The organism is Flavobacterium maritimum (assembly GCF_040049085.1).
Lineage (GTDB): Bacteria > Bacteroidota > Bacteroidia > Flavobacteriales > Flavobacteriaceae > Flavobacterium > Flavobacterium maritimum.
In genome coordinates, this window is record NZ_JBDLZY010000001.1 from 83,248 (window position 1) to 99,664 (window position 16,417).

Consider the following 16,417-nt stretch of genomic DNA (forward strand, 5'->3'; position numbering starts at 1 on the left):
TTTCAGACAAAAATAATCTAATTTATACGATTGTGATATTTTAAAAAGCAAACAATCCTGTGTTTTCGATGCTGTTTTTTTAGGGCTTTTGTTTATTTTTGCTAAATGAAAAATATTATTGTCACAGGAACGAGTAGAGGTATAGGTTTGGAATTGGCATTGCAATTTGCTAAAGCCGGACATCAGGTATTGGCACTGTCCAGAAAAATTCCGCAAGCTTTATTGGGTAACGAAAATATTAGCTGCCTTTCGGTTGATTTATCAAATGAGTCGGAATTACAAAAAGTAGGGGATTTTCTTTCCTCTTCATGGAAACATATCGATGCCGTTGTGCATAATGCCGGAAGTTTGTTGCTGAAGCCATTCGTAGAAACCAGTCAAGAAGATTTTGAAAGTGTTTATAAGGTCAATGTATTTGGAGTGGCCAATTTGACACGAATTTGCATACCTTATTTGCAAAAGGGGAGTCATGTGGTTACGATAAGTTCTATGGGAGGTGTTCAGGGAAGTCTGAAGTTTGCCGGATTGGCTGCATACAGTTCCAGTAAAGGTGCAGTAATTACTTTGTCTGAGTTATTAGCAGAAGAGTACAAGGAACAAGGGATTTCTTTTAATGTTTTGGCACTGGGGGCGGTTCAAACAGAGATGTTGGCAGAAGCATTTCCAGGGTATCAGGCGCCTATTTCGGCTAATGAAATGGCGGAATATATTTTTAATTTTACTTTGACAGGGAATAAATATTTTAACGGGAAAGTATTGCCAGTTTCCTCTACGAATCCTTAAATTTTTTGTTTTGAGCGAAACTTTAGCCAGATATTTACCAGAGCACGCCGTAAAACCAGTTTTCGAACTGATTGTGGTAAACCAAGTGCATCTTAAGATTGTGAACGAGCGTGTAACCCGTCATGGAGATTACCGCAGAGGGCCGAATGGAAAACACGAAATCACGGTCAATTCCAATCTGAATAAATACAAGTTTTTGATTACATTGATTCATGAAATTTCACATTTGGTCGCATTTGAAAAATTCGGACGAAATATCAAACCGCACGGAAATGAATGGAAATATTCTTTTCAACGGTTGATGATTCCTTTTATACGTCCGGAAATTTTCCCGAATCATATTTTACCATTAGTGGCGCGGCATTTTAAAAATCCGACAGCAAGCAGTGATACTGATGCTACTTTATCATTGGCGTTAAAGCAGTTTGATCGACAAAATGATAAAAACTATATTTTCGAAATTCCCTACGGCAGTATTTTCAGAATTCAAAATGGTAAAATTTTCAAGAAGATTGCCGTAAGAACCAAACGTTTTGAATGTCTTGAAATAAGTTCCGGTAAGACGTATCTGTTTAATCCCAATGCAGAGGTTGAATTGCTGAAAACAAATTAATTTTAAGTTAATTTTCTTCCTTCAGATATGCCTCTCTTACTTTTTTGAACAATTCAGAAGAGTAAACAAAGTCCACAACTGCTTCGTTGTCTGTTCTGAAAATTTCTTCTTTGGTTCCTTCCCAGGCTTTTACACCATTTTTAAGAAATAAAATTTTATCACCAATTTCCATTACCGAGTTCATATCGTGTGTGTTGATCACGGTGGTAATGTTGTATTCTTCTGTGATTTCCTGGATAAGATTATCAATCAAAATGGCTGTATTTGGATCTAAACCAGAATTAGGTTCGTCACAAAATAAGTATTTAGGATTGTTTACGATTGCACGTGCTATAGCAACACGTTTTTGCATTCCTCCCGATATTTCAGAAGGCAGTTTTTTATGCGCATTGATCAGATTAACTCTTTTCAGAACAAAATCGACACGTTCCTGAATTTTTTCTTTACTGTCATTGGTAAACATCTGTAAGGGAAAACCAACATTCTCCTCAACGGTCATGGAGTCAAATAAGGCACTACCCTGAAAAACCATTCCGATTTCTGTTCGTAATGCTCGTTTTTCATCTGCTCCAAGATCAGAATAAATTCTTCCGTCAAATGAAATAGTTCCTGAGTCAGGTGCATGTATTCCTAAAAGACTTTTTAGCAATACCGTTTTTCCCGAGCCACTTTGTCCTATAATCAAATTGGTCTTGCCAGCCTCAAAAACAGCAGAAATGCCTTTAAGTACTTTGCTTTCGCCGAATGATTTCTCTACGTTTTTAACTTCTATCATGACAGTAACACTTGTGTTAGTATATAGTTGAAAAGGATTATGGAAACAGAGGTCCAAACAAAGGAAATCGTACTGGCTTTTCCTACTTCAAGAGCACCACCTTTCATGTAATAGCCATGAAAAGAAGGAATTGTAGCTAATAAAAGACCAAATATAAAGGTCTTTATAAAAGCATATGTTATGTGAAACGGATCAAAATCTATTTGAACACCGTCAATAAAATCAGAACTTGCGGTAAATCCTCCGTAAACAGAAGCTAACCAGCCTCCAAAAACACCTAAAAACATACTGATCCCAATTAGAAAAGGATATAATAGCAACGCAATTATTTTTGGGAAAACCAAATAATTTAATGAGTTAACTCCCATTACCTCTAATGCGTCAATTTGTTCTGTAACGCGCATTGTTCCGATACTTGAAGTGATAAAGGACCCCATTTTTCCGGCCATAATTACCGATACAAAAGTAGGGGCGAACTCTAATATTACGGATTGACGTGTGGCAAAACCAATAATATAATGTGGAATTAAGGGGTTGTTTAGATTTAATGCGGTTTGTATGGCTACAACTCCTCCAACAAAGAAAGAAATGAAACAAACAATACCAAGCGAGTCAATAATTAAATCATCAATTTCCTTGAAGATAAGTTTTCTCATTACAGACCATTTGGTTTGCTTGTTGAAAATTTCCTTAAGCATTAAGAAATACTTTCCAATTTGAGAGATATAGCGAATAAGCATCATAGTTTTTTCAAATATGGGCTAAATTAATGATTAGTTTGCAGTTTACCCTTTACCGTTTGCAGTTTTTTTCGAGCGGAAAAATTAAAAAATCTTTTCCTTCATTTTTTGCAGACGATAGTTTCTGATAAATTTTGCTTGTTCTGGACTAACGAGTAAAGGTGTTTTGTTTGATTTAGCTTTCCAGAATCCTTTAATGTAATCAAAGAAAAGAAAAGGTTTCTTTTTCATCATGGCCAGTTTGGCTGAGGAAATAGTGGTGATTAAAAAACCGTAACCCAAGGTGTAAAAGGATTCTCCCTGTTTGTAGCGGGCTGCTTTGTTGTAATTGGCGCCAGTTGGTTTCAAATGTTTCACAATTAGTGAAGCATCGGTAACCACTTTCCATCCGTAGAATTTAGATAATAATTCATCTACAGTATCCCAACCCATAGCTGGTTTTAAATTCCCAATTTGTAAAAAGCATTCTTTTCGGTAAGCTTTAAAAGCACCTCTGATATGATCTTTGTCGGTTAGATTTTCTAAAATCCATTTACCGTCTTTTTCAATATAGGCGAATCCGCCGGCCATTCCAACTTTAGGATCTTTTTTGAAAATATTGAGTATCGTTTCAAAATAATTGTTTGGCAAAATTAAATCGCCGTCGAGTTTTACAATAATATCGTACTGATCGTCTATGGTTTCAAAACCTTTATGGAACGCCTGTATTACCTTGCTTCCCGGTAAATGAACAGCACTGGAAGTTTTATTGACCAAAGTAATAAACGGATTGTCTTTGGCAAAATCCAATACAATTTCAGCCGTTTTATCGGTTGAATTGTCATTTACGACTACCACTTTTTTGGGTAATACGGTTTGAGAAACCAAGGATTGTAATGTTAAAGCAATAAATGCTTCTTCATTGTATGCGGGTATGATAATATAGTAGTTCATTTTATGGAGGACTAAGTTTTTAAGATGCTGAGATGTTAGCGTTTAAATCTTAATTTTCTCTGCATAAACAATGTAGTATCTCGGAGTGAAATATCTTAATAAGGGACGGAAGCCGATTTTCTTTACCGGATGGGTAAATTTCTCTCGGTCGATAATTTTCCAACCTGTTTTTTCTAAAAGCCAGTCCAATTGCCAATCTTCAAATTCGTGGTAATGTCTGTCCCACATGTCTGTTTTACTTCTGTAGGCAGAGGAGAACCATAAACGCAGAGGAATAGAAATAAGAAGTTTGTCTGATTTTATTTCGTTTAATATGGTATAAGGATTCAGTAAATGTTCGAAGATTTCGAAAGCAGTAACAACATCTTGTTGGTCAGACGAAAAGACTGATTGATCCTTGTCCAGATCTTCGCCAGTGGTGTTCTTAACTGAATAACCTTCTGATTTCATGATTTTAGAAAAGGGGTTGTCTACTCCTAAATCCAGAATTGTTTCAGAGGGTGAGATGTGTTTTTTTAGAAAATCTAAAGTATGTTTAAATCTTTTGTTTGGAAACGTTTTTTCGTACATGTTTATTTGGGTTTTGCCGCTAGGGCACGAAGGCACAAATATAGTAATAAAAGTGTTTTTGGCCATTGTTTTTTAGCCCGGATGGGAACGAAAATCCCGAAGCATCAAAATGTAGTTTTTCACGGAGCAAAAAAGCGACTAGAAGAAGCTTTTTTGCGCCATAGAAAAACACATATTGTAGTGAGGAATTGTAGTGTACAGCCGGATTAGCTCCTGATAGCTATTTTCCTCGAAATGATTAATATCTGTAAACAAATGCGTTGATATTCATACCAGCGCCTACGGAAGCAAAGATGACAACATCACCTTTATGTAATTCATGATTTTCTATTTGTCCTTTTGTTAATAGGTCAAAAAGAGTTGGAACGGTAGCCACACTGCTGTTGCCCAGATCGTGTATACTCATTGGCATGATATCTTTAGGAGCTGTTTTTCCGTATAATTTATAAAAACGTTGGATTATGGCTTCATCCATTTTTTCGTTTGCCTGATGGATCAGTATTTTTTTAACGTCATCTATCGAAACTCCGCTTTGATCCAGACAGCTTTTCATAGCGGCAGGAACTTTGCTTAAGGCAAATTCGTAAATTTTACGACCGAACATTTTGATGTAACGGGTGTCCGGATCTAAATCAGGATTGTATGATTTTCCAAAAAATAAATAACCAGCTTCGTCATCGGCATAGGTAGCGCTTTCGTAGGATAGCATACCGGTTTCGTCATCTGAAGCTTCTATGATTGAAGCTCCTGCTCCGTCTGAATAAATCATGGAATCCCTGTCGTGGGCATCGACTACTCTGGAGAGTGTTTCGGCACCAATAACGAGGCAACGTTTAGCCATTCCTGATTTGATAAATGCATTGGCTTGCATAACACCTTCAATCCAGCCTGGACATCCAAAAAGGATATCGTATGCTACACATTTAGGGTTTTTTATCTGCAATTTGTTTTTGACACGGGTAGCTAAACTTGGAAGAATATCGGATTGGATTGTTCCGCATTTTACATCACCGAAGTTGTGTGCAAAAATGATGTAATCAATAGTTTCAGGATCGATCCCCGCATCTTCAATTGCTTTTTTTGATGCAAAATAGGCTAAATCGGATGAAGTGTGTTGGTCTTCGGCATATCGCCTGTTTTCGATTCCGGTGATGCCTTTGAATTTGTTAATTACTACTTCATTTGGGTATGCAAAAGGAGTACCATCTTCGTTTAAAAAGATGTGTTTGTCGAAGTCTGTATTGCTTACTTTGTTCTCAGGAATATAACTTCCTATTCCAGTTATTTTTATTTTCATTAGGGCTGTTTTTCCAAAAAATTCAGGCTAATTTAAGCATTAAAAAATAATTATAGTCATAAAATTTACTATGCGTGCATACTATTGCGAAATAATAAGTTTTGATTAAAAAAAATGATTATTTTTCAATAAATGACAATAATTGCCTCTTTTTTTATTTCTGGATTGTTAATGTGAGCAAATTTTTTAACGCTTGTGTTTTTGGTGTCTGACCGTTTATTTGCGTTGGAATCAGTTAAAAAAAATGCCCCGATTTCTCGAGGCATTTTATAATTATTGGCGTGTGTTATTAGTTTTCCATATACGCTTCGATAGGAGCGCAAGAACAAACTAAATTTCTGTCACCATAAGCATCATCTGCTCTACGAACGGTAGGCCAGAATTTATTTTCAGCAATATACTCCAATGGGAAAGCTGCTTCTTCTCTGGTGTATGGGAAATCCCAAGTGTCAGCAGTTAGCATAGCTAAAGTATGAGGAGAATTTTTCAAAACATTGTTTTTGTCCTCGATAGTTGAAGCTTCGATTTCTTTTCTGATGGAAATCATCGCGTCACAAAAACGGTCTAATTCTTCTAAGTTTTCACTCTCGGTCGGCTCAATCATTAAAGTTCCTGCAACCGGGAAAGAAACTGTTGGTGCGTGGAAGCCGTAATCCATTAAACGTTTTGCGATATCGGTTACTTCGATTCCTTTTTGTTTGAAAGGACGACATTCCAAAATCATTTCGTGAGCAGCACGACCCATTTCTCCAGAATATAAAGTATCGTAATGACCGCTTAATTTTTCTTTGATGTAGTTGGCATTCAAAATAGCATGTTCGGTAGCTGATTGTAAACCTTCAGCCCCTAACATGGAGATGTATCCGTAAGAAATCAAACAAACCAAAGCGGAACCCCATGGTGCAGCAGAAATAGCCGTAATAGCATTTTCTCCTCCAGTTGGAATTACCGGGTTTGATGGTAAAAACGGAACTAATTGAGGTGCTACACAAATTGGTCCAACACCTGGTCCACCACCACCGTGAGGGATAGCAAAAGTTTTGTGTAAGTTTAAGTGACAAACGTCAGCACCAATAGTGGCAGGATTGGTTAATCCTACTTGTGCATTCATGTTGGCGCCATCCATATATACCTGACCACCGTTATCGTGAATCAATTGTGTGATTTCTTTAATAGCACTTTCGAAAACACCGTGAGTTGATGGGTAGGTTACCATTAAACAAGAAAGATTGTCCTTGTGAAGAATTGCTTTTTCACGTAAATCTTCTACGTCAATATTTCCGTTTTCCAAAGTTTTGGTAACGATTACTTTCATTCCGGCCATAGCTGCTGATGCTGGATTTGTTCCGTGAGCAGATGATGGAATTAAAGCGATATTTCTGTGGTGATCGCCTCTTGATTGGTGGTAAGCGCGAATAACCATTAATCCGGCGTATTCTCCTTGAGCACCTGAGTTAGGTTGTAAAGTTGTTCCGGCGAAACCAGTGATAACATTTAATTGTTGTTCTAATTTAGACAACATTTCTTGGTATCCTTGTGCTTGATCCAATGGAGCGAACGGGTGAATGTTATTCCATTGCGGATTACTTAAAGGTAGCATTTCAGATGCTGCATTTAATTTCATTGTACAAGAACCTAATGAAATCATAGAGTGATTCAAAGACAAATCTTTGCGTTCCAACATTTTGATGTAACGCATCATTGCTGATTCCGAATGGTATTTGTTGAAAACATCATGTGTTAAGAATGACGATGTTCTGTTAAGATTTTCAGGGAAATGATTGGTTTCCGTTAACGCTTCAATTGTTGTTGCCTGAGTCCCTTTTGCGGAAGCGAAAACACCAATAATTTTATTTAAATCGGCAATACTTGTTGTTTCGTTTAAAGAAATTGAAACCGTATTTTCGTCGATATAGTAAAAGTTAATTTCGTTTTGTTCTGAGATTTCTTTTACTTTTTTAGCATCTGCTTTTACAACGATAGTATCAAAGAAAGCAGTGTTCGTTTGTTCGAAACCTAATGTATTCAATGCGTTTGCTAAAGTTGCAGCCGAAGCATGTACTTTATCAGCAATATATTGTAATCCTTTTGGACCATGATATACCGCGTACATTCCTGCCATAACAGATAACAAAACTTGTGCGGTACAAATATTTGAAGTCGCTTTATCACGTTTGATATGTTGCTCACGTGTTTGTAAAGCCATACGTAATGCGCGGTTTCCATTAGTGTCTACAGTAACACCGATGATTCTTCCCGGCATGCTTCTTTTGTACTCGTCTTTAGTAGCAAAATAAGCTGCGTGTGGACCTCCATAACCTAACGGAATTCCGAAACGTTGTGTTGTTCCAACTACTACATCGGCACCCATTTCTCCCGGAGGAGTCAGTTTTGCCAAACTCAAAATATCAGCAGCAACAGCTACTTTGATTTCTTTTGCAGCAGCGGCAGCAATAAAGCTTGCATAATCATGAACCTGACCAAATTTTCCTGGATATTGAAGCATAGCTCCAAAAAATTCATTTGAAAAATCGAAAGTTTCGTGATTGCCAACTACTAATTCAACACCTATCGGAGTAGAACGTGTTTGTAAAACCGATAAAGTTTGAGGTAGTATTTCTTCAGAAACGAAGAATTTATTAATATTGTTTTTCTTTTGATCACGTGATCTTACGTCGAATAATAGGGCCATTGCTTCTGCAGCTGCAGTTCCTTCATCCAGTAAAGAAGCATTAGCGATTTCCATTCCGGTCAATTCGATAACCATGGTTTGGAAATTCAAAATCGCTTCTAGTCTACCTTGTGCAATTTCAGCCTGATAAGGTGTGTAAGCGGTATACCATCCCGGGTTTTCAAAAACATTTCTTTGAATTACCGCAGGAACAATCGCTTGATTGTATCCTAAACCTATATACGATTGAAAAACTTTATTTTTATTTCCTAATTGCTGAATATGATTCGCAAATTCATATTCGGTCATTGCAGGATCTAAATTTAGAGGCGCTTTTAAACGAATATCATCCGGAAGTGTTTCATATACGAGTTGTTCAATAGATTCAACTCCAATAGTTTTCAACATGTGTTGAAGGTCATTCTCTCTTGGCCCAATGTGTCTTAAAGCAAAAGCATCTGTTTTCATTTGTAACTGATATGTTTTTTTGTACGTCAAATGGAATAGGCCGGTTTTGTAAAATTTTCGTTTACATTTGAGTATTAGTCAAACGGGGCTATTTCATATAGAAATAAATAGTGTTGTTTTTTGTGGTGCAAAAATAAGTATTATTAATAATTTAATTGGTATTTTATGGTTCATTTTTTATCAATTTTTCAACTAAACGATTGATTTGTTCGTAATTGATTAATTTTGTCTAATGAGAATTTTCAAACAAATATTGAATTTTTATATTAACGGTAGTATTCACGTGGGATTGTCTTGTTATGCTCTGGTGCGAATGACACAACATATGTTTCATATTCCTTTTGACGAGTCGGTAGCTAACTTCGCTTTTTTTGGAACGATTGTCGGTTATAATTTTGTCAAATACGATGCTTTGGCCAGAGCCAAAAAACTGCAAATGCGCGCCGAATTGAAGGTGATTATTGCCTTTAGTTTTTGTGCACTTCTGCTGGTAGGGTATTATTTTTTCCAACTGCAAAAAATAACACAAACAGTTTCAGTTGCTTTTTTGAGTATTACTTTATTGTATACATTGCCTTTTTTTCCAAATAAGAAGAATGCTCGAAATTGGGCGGGCGTTAAAATTTATATTGTGGCTTTATGTTGGGTTGGCGTAACAGTGGTTCTTCCGGTTTTGAATGCTGAAGTAGCCATTACCTCTGATTTTTATCTGAAATGCATCCAACGATTTATACTGATATTTGTGTTAGTGCTTATTTTTGAAATTATTGATTTAAAAAATGATGATCCACATTTACAGACCGTACCGCAACAAATAGGAGTGAAGCGTACGAAACAGTTGGGGTATATTTTATTGCTGATTTTTTGCGGATTGGAATTTTTTAACAGCAATATCAATGGCAATATCAATTTTCAATCGGTGCAAGTGCAATTACTACTGATTTTTGTCATTGCCGTTATAATCGCTTTGGTTTTGCTTTTTGCCAATGAAAAACGGTCTAAATATTATACTTCGTTTTGGGCAGAAAGTATTCCGATAGTTTGGTGGTTGCTTTTAGTTTGCTTTTAAAAAAAAACCGAAGCTCTCACTTCGGTTTATAATTATCTAAATTTATAATAATCCTGCTCTTTTCAAAAGCGCATCCGGTTTTGGTTCTTGTCCTCTGAAGCGTTTGTATAAAATCATCGGATGTTCTGTTCCTCCTTTAGAAAGAACATTTTCCTTAAATTTGGTTGCCACTTCTTTATTAAAGATTCCTTTTTCCTGAAAATATTCAAAAGCATCGGCATCTAGAACTTCGGCCCATTTATAACTGTAATAACCAGAAGAGTATCCACCTTGGAAAATATGGGAAAAGGAAGTGCTCATGGCATTCTCTTTTACGTCAGGATATAATTGTGTGGATGCAAATTGTTCGGTTTCAAAAGCTTTAATGTCTTTGATATTGGATGGGTCCTGTGCGTGCCAACCCATATCTAGGAGTCCAAAACTCAATTGACGCATCGTAGCCATTCCTTCCTGGAAACTAGCACTTTCTTTTATTTTATGGACCAATTCCATCGGAATCATTTCGCCTGTTTGATAATGATATGCAAACAATGCTAAAGCTTCCGGTTCGTAGCACCAGTTTTCTAGAATCTGGCTAGGAAGTTCTACAAAATCCCAGTATACAGAAGTTCCTGATAAACTTGGATAGGTGGTATCTGCTAACATTCCGTGTAATGCATGGCCAAATTCATGAAATAAAGTCGTCACTTCGTTAAAAGTCAGTAATGACGGTTTTGTTTCGGTCGGTTTGGTGAAATTGCACACAATAGAAATATGTGGTCTTTCATTGATTCCTTTTTTTACATATTGTGATTTAAAAGAGGTCATCCAGGCACCGTTACGTTTTCCTTTTCTCGGAAAGAAATCAGCATAAAAAACAGCAACTAATTGGTCGTCTTCATCTTTTACTTCGTATGTTTTTACTTCTTCATGGTATTTGTCCACTTCAAAAGTTTCTTCGAAAGTGATTCCGTATAATTTTTGCGCTACAGCAAAAGCACCGTCCAAGACTTTCTCTAATTGAAAATACGGTTTTAAAATCTCATCATCCAAACTGAATAATTGTTGTTTGAGTTTTTCAGAATAATAGGCGCCGTCCCATTTTTCTAATTGTTCAAGTCCGTGCAATTCTTTTGCGAAAGCGGTTAATTGAGCAAATTCTTTTAAAGCGGCAGGTTTGGCTTTTTCTAATAAATCCATAGAGAATGTTTTTACTTTCTCCGGACTTTCGGCCATTCTTTCTTCAAGAACAAAATGTGCGTGCGTGGCATACCCTAAAATTTGTGCTCTGTCAAAGCGTAATTTGGCAATTTTAAGAACAATTTCTTGATTGTCAAATTCGTTGTTTTGAAAACCTTTGGCACCAAAAGCGATTGCCATTTTCTTGCGTAATTCACGATTGTCGGCATAGGTCACAAAAGGAACATAACTAGGATAGTCTAAAGTGAAAATCCAACCTTCTTTTTCCTGGCTTTTAGCCAATGAATGAGCGGCCTCAACAGTGCCTTCCGGTAATCCGGCGAGATCACTTTCATTCGTTAGGTGTAACTGGAAAGCATGTGTCTCTGCCAAAACATTTTCGCCAAATTGCAAGCTCAATTTAGATAATTCTTTGTCGATTTCTCTTAACTGATTCTTTTTGTCTTCCGGCAAATTAGCTCCGTTTCTGGAAAAACTTTTGTATTTTTTATCTAAAAGTGTGGTTTGCTCCGCATTTAGGTTCAGCTTTTCTCTTTGTTCGTATACCGTTTTTACACGAGCGAATAAATCAGGGTTAAGACGTACGTCATTTCCAAATTCTGATAATAAAGGAGAAACTTCCTGAGCTATTTTTTGAATCTCATCATTGGTTTCGGCTGAATTCAGATTAAAAAAGATACTTGATATCCTGTCTAAAACGTCTCCGCTAAAAGCCAATGCTTCAATGGTATTTTCAAACGTCGGTTTTATAGGATTTCTTACGATAGCGTCAATTTCGCCTTTTGCCAATTCGATCCCTTTCTTAAAAGCAGGAAGGAAATCTTCGTTTCTGATTTTCGAGAAAGGTGCGGTATTGTGTTTTGTATTGAAATGATGTGTTAAGATACTCATTTGATATTTTTTTAAAGGTTTCTCTTAAGTGTTTTTAGGTTAAAGAGTTAAATAATCAGTTTTTAATTACAAACACGATGTTTTTTTTAACAAAAAGCGCAATAAATTTTATAAAACGGTATTTTGTCGATTTTTAATATACTTTTGTCGAAGAAATATATGATTACATTAAATTAGTACGCTTTTAATCAGCCCTTTTTGTCCCAAATCAAAAACAATTTATGTTCATAAATGCTCCGAATTCTAGTTTGAAAAAAATCTGGAATTAGAAACCTATTATTAGAAAAGCTCCAATTTGGAGCTTTTTTTATTTCTTCAAATTTTCTGAAGAGGCATTGACAGCTTCTTTAAGGCCTTCTTTGTATAAGATGATTTTATCTAAAACACATTTATCATGACTTCCTATGATTTGTGCGGCAAGAATTCCTGCATTTTTGGCTCCGTTTAAAGCTACTGTGGCTACAGGAACACCGCCAGGCATTTGTAAAATGGATAAAACACTGTCCCAGCCATCAATAGAATTGCTTGATTTAACCGGAACTCCAATTATAGGTAATGGTGACATAGAAGCGACCATTCCCGGTAAATGTGCTGCACCTCCCGCTCCGGCTATAATAACCGAAATACCACGATGGTGTGCATTTTTACTAAAATCAAAAAGTTTTTCAGGTGTTCTGTGCGCTGATACAATATCAACTTCCACTTCTATATCAAATCCTTTTAGGATGTCTATCGCATCTTGCATTACGGGCATGTCAGATATGCTTCCCATTATTATGGCTACTTTGCTCATTAATTTGTGTATTTAAAGATTACTTCGTCCGTTCGCCTTTTAGGCTAGGGTGAAAAATTTAAAGATTGAAAAAATTTATTACAGAATCTTTCAATCTTTAAATCATTAAATTTTTTAATTATTTGAAATTACTCTAATCGTATTCTTTACATCCTCAGCAATTCTTCTGGCTTCTTTGATGTCTTCATTTACAATAGTGACATGTCCCATTTTTCTGAAAGGTCTTGTTTGTCTCTTTCCGTAAATATGTGGAGTTACGCCGTTCCAGCCTAATATTTTTTCGATATTTTCATAAACTACATCTCCCGAAAAACCTTCTGATCCCACTAAGTTTACCATAATTCCCGCTACTTTACTATCTGTATTACCCAACGGTAAATCAAGAATGGCACGTAAATGGTTTTCAAATTGAGAAGTATAACTGGCTTCAATAGAATAATGTCCGGAATTGTGCGGGCGAGGAGCGACTTCGTTAACGATTATTTCATCCTCTTCGGTTTGAAACATTTCGACGGCCAAAAGTCCCACATGATTAAATTTTTCAGAAACATCCAAGGCGATTGCTCTTGCTTTTTCAGCGACATGGTCATCAATTCGAGCCGGACAAATTACATATTCCACCTGATTCGCTTCAGGATGAAATTCCATCTCTACCACAGGATAGGTTTTTATTTCACCTGATGGAGTACGACAAACGATAACTGCCAGTTCGTTTTTAAAGGGTATCATGGTCTCGGCAATACATTCCACATTTGGAAGATTATCTAAATCAGAGACCTGGCGAATGACCTTTACGCCATTTCCATCGTATCCAAACTCCGTACATTTCCAAACGAAAGGCAATTGTAGTTTAGAATCGACTAAGGCAATTACTAAATCTTTTAAAGAGGCAAATCTCTTAAAATCGGCAGTCGGAATATTATTTTTACTGTAGAAATCTTTCTGAATTCCTTTGTTTTGAATCAGTTTCAATGTTTTTGGCGAAGGATATACTTTTAATCCCTCTTCTTCCAGTTTTACCAAAGCTTCCAGATTAACCAGTTCAATTTCGAAAGTCAAAACGTCTACTTGTTTTCCAAAATTATAAACGGTATCGAAATCCATCAAATCGCCTTTGAAGAATTGGTTGCAGGCAATTTTACAAGGTGCCTCGTCACTTGGATCAAGAACATAAGTTTGAATGTCAAATTTTCGCGTGTCAAACAAGAGCATTTTGCCCAACTGTCCACCGCCGAGAATTCCTAATTTAAAATCGGAAGAAAAATAATTCATTATGATGATGTTTGTTACCCGCAAAGATACTTTATAATGGTCGAATAGGAAAATGCTATTTTATTTTCTTCAAAATTTCCCTTGCTACGGCTTTATAGGCAGCGGAATGGGTTGGGTAGTCTTTTTCTAAAATAATTTTCAATTCAGAATGTATCCAATCAGTTTGTTGTCCTAAAAGGTATAAAGTTCTGATTGAATAACATTTTGAAGCGACTTTGGTGTCAGTAATTAACCAGTCGAAGCAGGTTTCTGTAATTTTTTGAATATGAAAATCATTTAGTTGAATTTCGGTTTTCTTTAGATGTGAAGTAACAAGGAGCTGACACACTTTAGCCATTGGTCGAATGGCGCTCTCGTGTTTCAGTTTTTCAATATTAGAACAGAAGAAATCTAAATGAGGCTGCAGCCATTCTAGTCTTTCATAGGATACGAATTCTAGAATCCAACAGGCCTTAGGGGATGCTTTATCTATGATTTGAAAACAAATTTGGATTAATTCAGGGAGCAAATTGGGGCTGGAAAGGATTTCGTTGGTCATTTTTTGCCTATTTTCTCTGTGAGCGCTTACATATTCAAGTTTATTGTGTAATTCAGAAAGCATTTTTTCAATTTTGATTTAAAAATACAAATAATAGGGGGATTGCAACAGAAAAAAGTAAAAGCCTCCTGCTTTAGTCAATGATCAATTCAAACCTTATCTTCGTACAATTATTTTTTTAGAAAAATTACCGTTGGTTGTTTCAATTTTCAAATTATAAAATCCTGTTGACAGGTTTTCAACATTGATACTAAACTGATTACTGGTTAAAGGATTTCGATATTTGCCAACAAATTTTCCGTCCATTGAGTAAATAGAAACGGTATAGATGTCATTATTGTTTGGTGAATTAATAGAGATGATCTCAGAAGTTGGATTTGGATACACTACAACTTCATAAGAGGTTTGGAACTCGTCAATGGATAATATTTTGTTAGTGTAACAGCTAGAATTAACCACATTCTGAGGCTTTATTAAATTGGCTATTTTGTTGTTTGAAAATCCGGTATTTGTGTTGTTATTGTAAAAAGTCATGTCTAATGTCTCGTTACCGGTTCCAAGCCAATCTTGAAGTATGGTACTAAAAACTCTCCTGTAATCATGCTGAACCGTTTTGATCTGATAGTTATTTGTCGAAACAGCTTCCGATAAATTAACATTTGTTCCAGAGATTCCTGGATTTATAGCGTTCCCAAATACGAACATTGGTGCGATTTCACCATGATCAGTACCTAAATTCGCGTTTTCTCCTGCTTTTCTTCCAAATTCTGAAAAGGTTATTGCCATAACGTCATTCCCAATATTTTGATTATTCAAATCTGTTATGAAGGTGCTTATGGCTTCTGATATTTGAGTTAATAGGGAAGCGTGGTTGCCTAAATGGGTAGTGTCATTTGCTGCTACTTGCTTATCATGAGTGTCAAATCCATTTAGTTTAACCAGATATACTTTGGTTTGAAGTCCCCCTGAAATAAAGCGCGCAACGGTTTTCAACTGATTGGATAAGCTGGTGTTTGGATACGTTAAACTATTAGAACCGGAATTAAACGAATTCGATATGGTTTGCGCATAGGTATTTGTCGAAGTGTCATTATTTATAATGTATTGAATTAAAGAACCATATTCTGAATTTGGAATGTTTGTTGGAGGCGCGCCTCCCAAACCGTTTACAACAGAATAAAATCCCGATAAATCTTGGCCATTTATATTTAAAGACATACCGTGTTCAACTTCTCCATGAAAACCTAGTGAATTGTCGCTACTTCCCAGTTGGATACCCAATGGAAAGGTAGCGTTTAAAAAATTGGCATAATAATTCTCAAGAAAGCGTCCTATCCATCCACTGTCAAAATTATTATTGGCTATGGTTCCATCTCCGCCTGTTAGCCATAAGTCGGTTGATTTAAAATGAGATTTATCTGGCGAAGGGTAACCAACTCCCTGAATAATCCTCATGAAGCCATTTTCATATAGGTTTTTGAATTTTACCAGAGAAGGATGCAGTCCTACCTGATCGTTTAAGGGCAAAGTTGAATCCAAATTAATAATACCATTTGAGATTCCGACATTACTGAGTTTTATATTGGGCCGTAATTTGGCATAAGTATCGTATTGATTGATGGGTACAATGGTGTTTATTCCATCATTCGCTCCAGCCAATTGAATCAAAACTATTTTTTTTGTACTGGAATCTGGACAGGTTATCATACCTACCGATTTGAAAAGAGCAAAAACCTCTGTAGGCAATAATGAAAGTGCACTAGCTGTAGAAGTCAATTTGATAAAATTTCTTCTTCTCATGATTTTTATTGTTTAGTTATTAATT

General features: G+C 36.1%; 14 protein-coding genes. 3 read left to right on the forward strand and 11 right to left on the reverse strand.

Annotated elements, in window-relative coordinates:
- Positions 1-105: 105 nt before the first annotated feature.
- Complete coding sequence (locus tag ABEB23_RS00260; protein WP_348810385.1) at positions 106-783, forward strand: SDR family NAD(P)-dependent oxidoreductase; 678 nt, start codon at positions 106-108, stop codon at positions 781-783.
- A gap of 10 nt (positions 784-793) precedes the next feature.
- Complete coding sequence (locus tag ABEB23_RS00265; RefSeq protein ID WP_348810386.1) at positions 794-1,396, forward strand: SprT-like domain-containing protein; 603 nt, start codon at positions 794-796, stop codon at positions 1,394-1,396.
- A 7-nt stretch (positions 1,397-1,403) separates the two neighbouring features.
- Here the strand turns inward: ABEB23_RS00265 and ABEB23_RS00270 are convergent, their stop codons facing one another.
- The 6 genes from ABEB23_RS00270 to gcvP all read right to left on the reverse strand — a co-directional run bounded on the left by ABEB23_RS00270 (position 1,404) and on the right by gcvP (position 8,850).
- Entirely contained in the window at positions 1,404-2,171 is a 768-nt protein-coding gene (locus tag ABEB23_RS00270) for an ABC transporter ATP-binding protein (protein ID WP_348810387.1), read from the reverse strand.
- Positions 2,168-2,914 carry an MlaE family ABC transporter permease gene (locus ABEB23_RS00275; RefSeq protein ID WP_348810388.1) on the reverse strand — a complete coding sequence of 249 codons (747 nt, stop codon included), beginning with the start codon at positions 2,912-2,914 and terminating at the stop codon, positions 2,168-2,170. The genes ABEB23_RS00270 and ABEB23_RS00275 overlap by 4 nt, the downstream gene beginning before the upstream one ends.
- A gap of 81 nt (positions 2,915-2,995) precedes the next feature.
- Positions 2,996-3,844: a glycosyltransferase family 2 protein gene (locus ABEB23_RS00280; RefSeq protein WP_348810389.1), complete on the reverse strand. Its 849-nt coding sequence runs from the start codon at positions 3,842-3,844 to the stop codon at positions 2,996-2,998.
- A 42-nt stretch (positions 3,845-3,886) separates the two neighbouring features.
- Complete coding sequence (locus ABEB23_RS00285) at positions 3,887-4,414, reverse strand: class I SAM-dependent methyltransferase (protein WP_348810390.1); 528 nt, start codon at positions 4,412-4,414, stop codon at positions 3,887-3,889.
- Between the two features lie 238 nt (positions 4,415-4,652).
- Entirely contained in the window at positions 4,653-5,711 is a 1,059-nt protein-coding gene (locus tag ABEB23_RS00290) for a 3-oxoacyl-ACP synthase III family protein (protein ID WP_348810391.1), read from the reverse strand.
- Between the two features lie 289 nt (positions 5,712-6,000).
- Positions 6,001-8,850 carry an aminomethyl-transferring glycine dehydrogenase gene (gcvP, locus tag ABEB23_RS00295; protein ID WP_348810392.1) on the reverse strand — a complete coding sequence of 950 codons (2,850 nt, stop codon included), beginning with the start codon at positions 8,848-8,850 and terminating at the stop codon, positions 6,001-6,003.
- Between the two features lie 232 nt (positions 8,851-9,082).
- On the opposite strand from gcvP, the gene ABEB23_RS00300 reads away from it, so the two are divergent.
- Entirely contained in the window at positions 9,083-9,919 is an 837-nt protein-coding gene (locus ABEB23_RS00300; protein ID WP_348810393.1) for a UbiA prenyltransferase family protein, read from the forward strand.
- A 42-nt stretch (positions 9,920-9,961) separates the two neighbouring features.
- Here the strand turns inward: ABEB23_RS00300 and ABEB23_RS00305 are convergent, their stop codons facing one another.
- The 5 genes from ABEB23_RS00305 to ABEB23_RS00325 all read right to left on the reverse strand — a co-directional run bounded on the left by ABEB23_RS00305 (position 9,962) and on the right by ABEB23_RS00325 (position 16,392).
- On the reverse strand, positions 9,962-11,989 hold the full coding sequence (locus tag ABEB23_RS00305; protein ID WP_348810394.1) for a M3 family metallopeptidase: 2,028 nt from the start codon (positions 11,987-11,989) through the stop codon (positions 9,962-9,964).
- 307 nt (positions 11,990-12,296) lie between these two features.
- Positions 12,297-12,782 (reverse strand): 5-(carboxyamino)imidazole ribonucleotide mutase, encoded by a 486-nt coding sequence (gene purE, locus ABEB23_RS00310; protein ID WP_348810395.1) that lies wholly within the window; start codon positions 12,780-12,782, stop codon positions 12,297-12,299.
- Between the two features lie 114 nt (positions 12,783-12,896).
- Positions 12,897-14,054, reverse strand: coding sequence for a 5-(carboxyamino)imidazole ribonucleotide synthase (locus tag ABEB23_RS00315; RefSeq protein ID WP_348810396.1), 1,158 nt, complete (start codon positions 14,052-14,054; stop codon positions 12,897-12,899).
- 55 nt (positions 14,055-14,109) lie between these two features.
- Positions 14,110-14,655 carry a HEAT-like fold family protein gene (locus tag ABEB23_RS00320; RefSeq protein ID WP_348810397.1) on the reverse strand — a complete coding sequence of 182 codons (546 nt, stop codon included), beginning with the start codon at positions 14,653-14,655 and terminating at the stop codon, positions 14,110-14,112.
- A gap of 93 nt (positions 14,656-14,748) precedes the next feature.
- Complete coding sequence (locus ABEB23_RS00325; protein ID WP_348810398.1) at positions 14,749-16,392, reverse strand: DUF1501 domain-containing protein; 1,644 nt, start codon at positions 16,390-16,392, stop codon at positions 14,749-14,751.
- Between the last annotated feature and the right edge of the window lie 25 nt (positions 16,393-16,417).

Coding starts and splice junctions, on each gene's coding strand:
- ABEB23_RS00280 (WP_348810389.1), bottom strand. CDS start 3,844: ATGAACTACTATATTATCATACCCGCATACAATGAAGAAGCATTTATT.
- gcvP (WP_348810392.1), bottom strand. CDS start 8,850: ATGAAAACAGATGCTTTTGCTTTAAGACACATTGGGCCAAGAGAGAAT.
- ABEB23_RS00325 (WP_348810398.1), bottom strand. CDS start 16,392: ATGAGAAGAAGAAATTTTATCAAATTGACTTCTACAGCTAGTGCACTT.
- ABEB23_RS00260 (WP_348810385.1), top strand. CDS start 106: ATGAAAAATATTATTGTCACAGGAACGAGTAGAGGTATAGGTTTGGAA.
- ABEB23_RS00270 (WP_348810387.1), bottom strand. CDS start 2,171: ATGATAGAAGTTAAAAACGTAGAGAAATCATTCGGCGAAAGCAAAGTA.
- ABEB23_RS00320 (WP_348810397.1), bottom strand. CDS start 14,655: ATGCTTTCTGAATTACACAATAAACTTGAATATGTAAGCGCTCACAGA.
- ABEB23_RS00300 (WP_348810393.1), top strand. CDS start 9,083: ATGAGAATTTTCAAACAAATATTGAATTTTTATATTAACGGTAGTATT.
- purE (WP_348810395.1), bottom strand. CDS start 12,782: ATGAGCAAAGTAGCCATAATAATGGGAAGCATATCTGACATGCCCGTA.
- ABEB23_RS00315 (WP_348810396.1), bottom strand. CDS start 14,054: ATGAATTATTTTTCTTCCGATTTTAAATTAGGAATTCTCGGCGGTGGA.
- ABEB23_RS00275 (WP_348810388.1), bottom strand. CDS start 2,914: ATGATGCTTATTCGCTATATCTCTCAAATTGGAAAGTATTTCTTAATG.
- ABEB23_RS00305 (WP_348810394.1), bottom strand. CDS start 11,989: ATGAGTATCTTAACACATCATTTCAATACAAAACACAATACCGCACCT.
- ABEB23_RS00285 (WP_348810390.1), bottom strand. CDS start 4,414: ATGTACGAAAAAACGTTTCCAAACAAAAGATTTAAACATACTTTAGAT.
- ABEB23_RS00290 (WP_348810391.1), bottom strand. CDS start 5,711: ATGAAAATAAAAATAACTGGAATAGGAAGTTATATTCCTGAGAACAAA.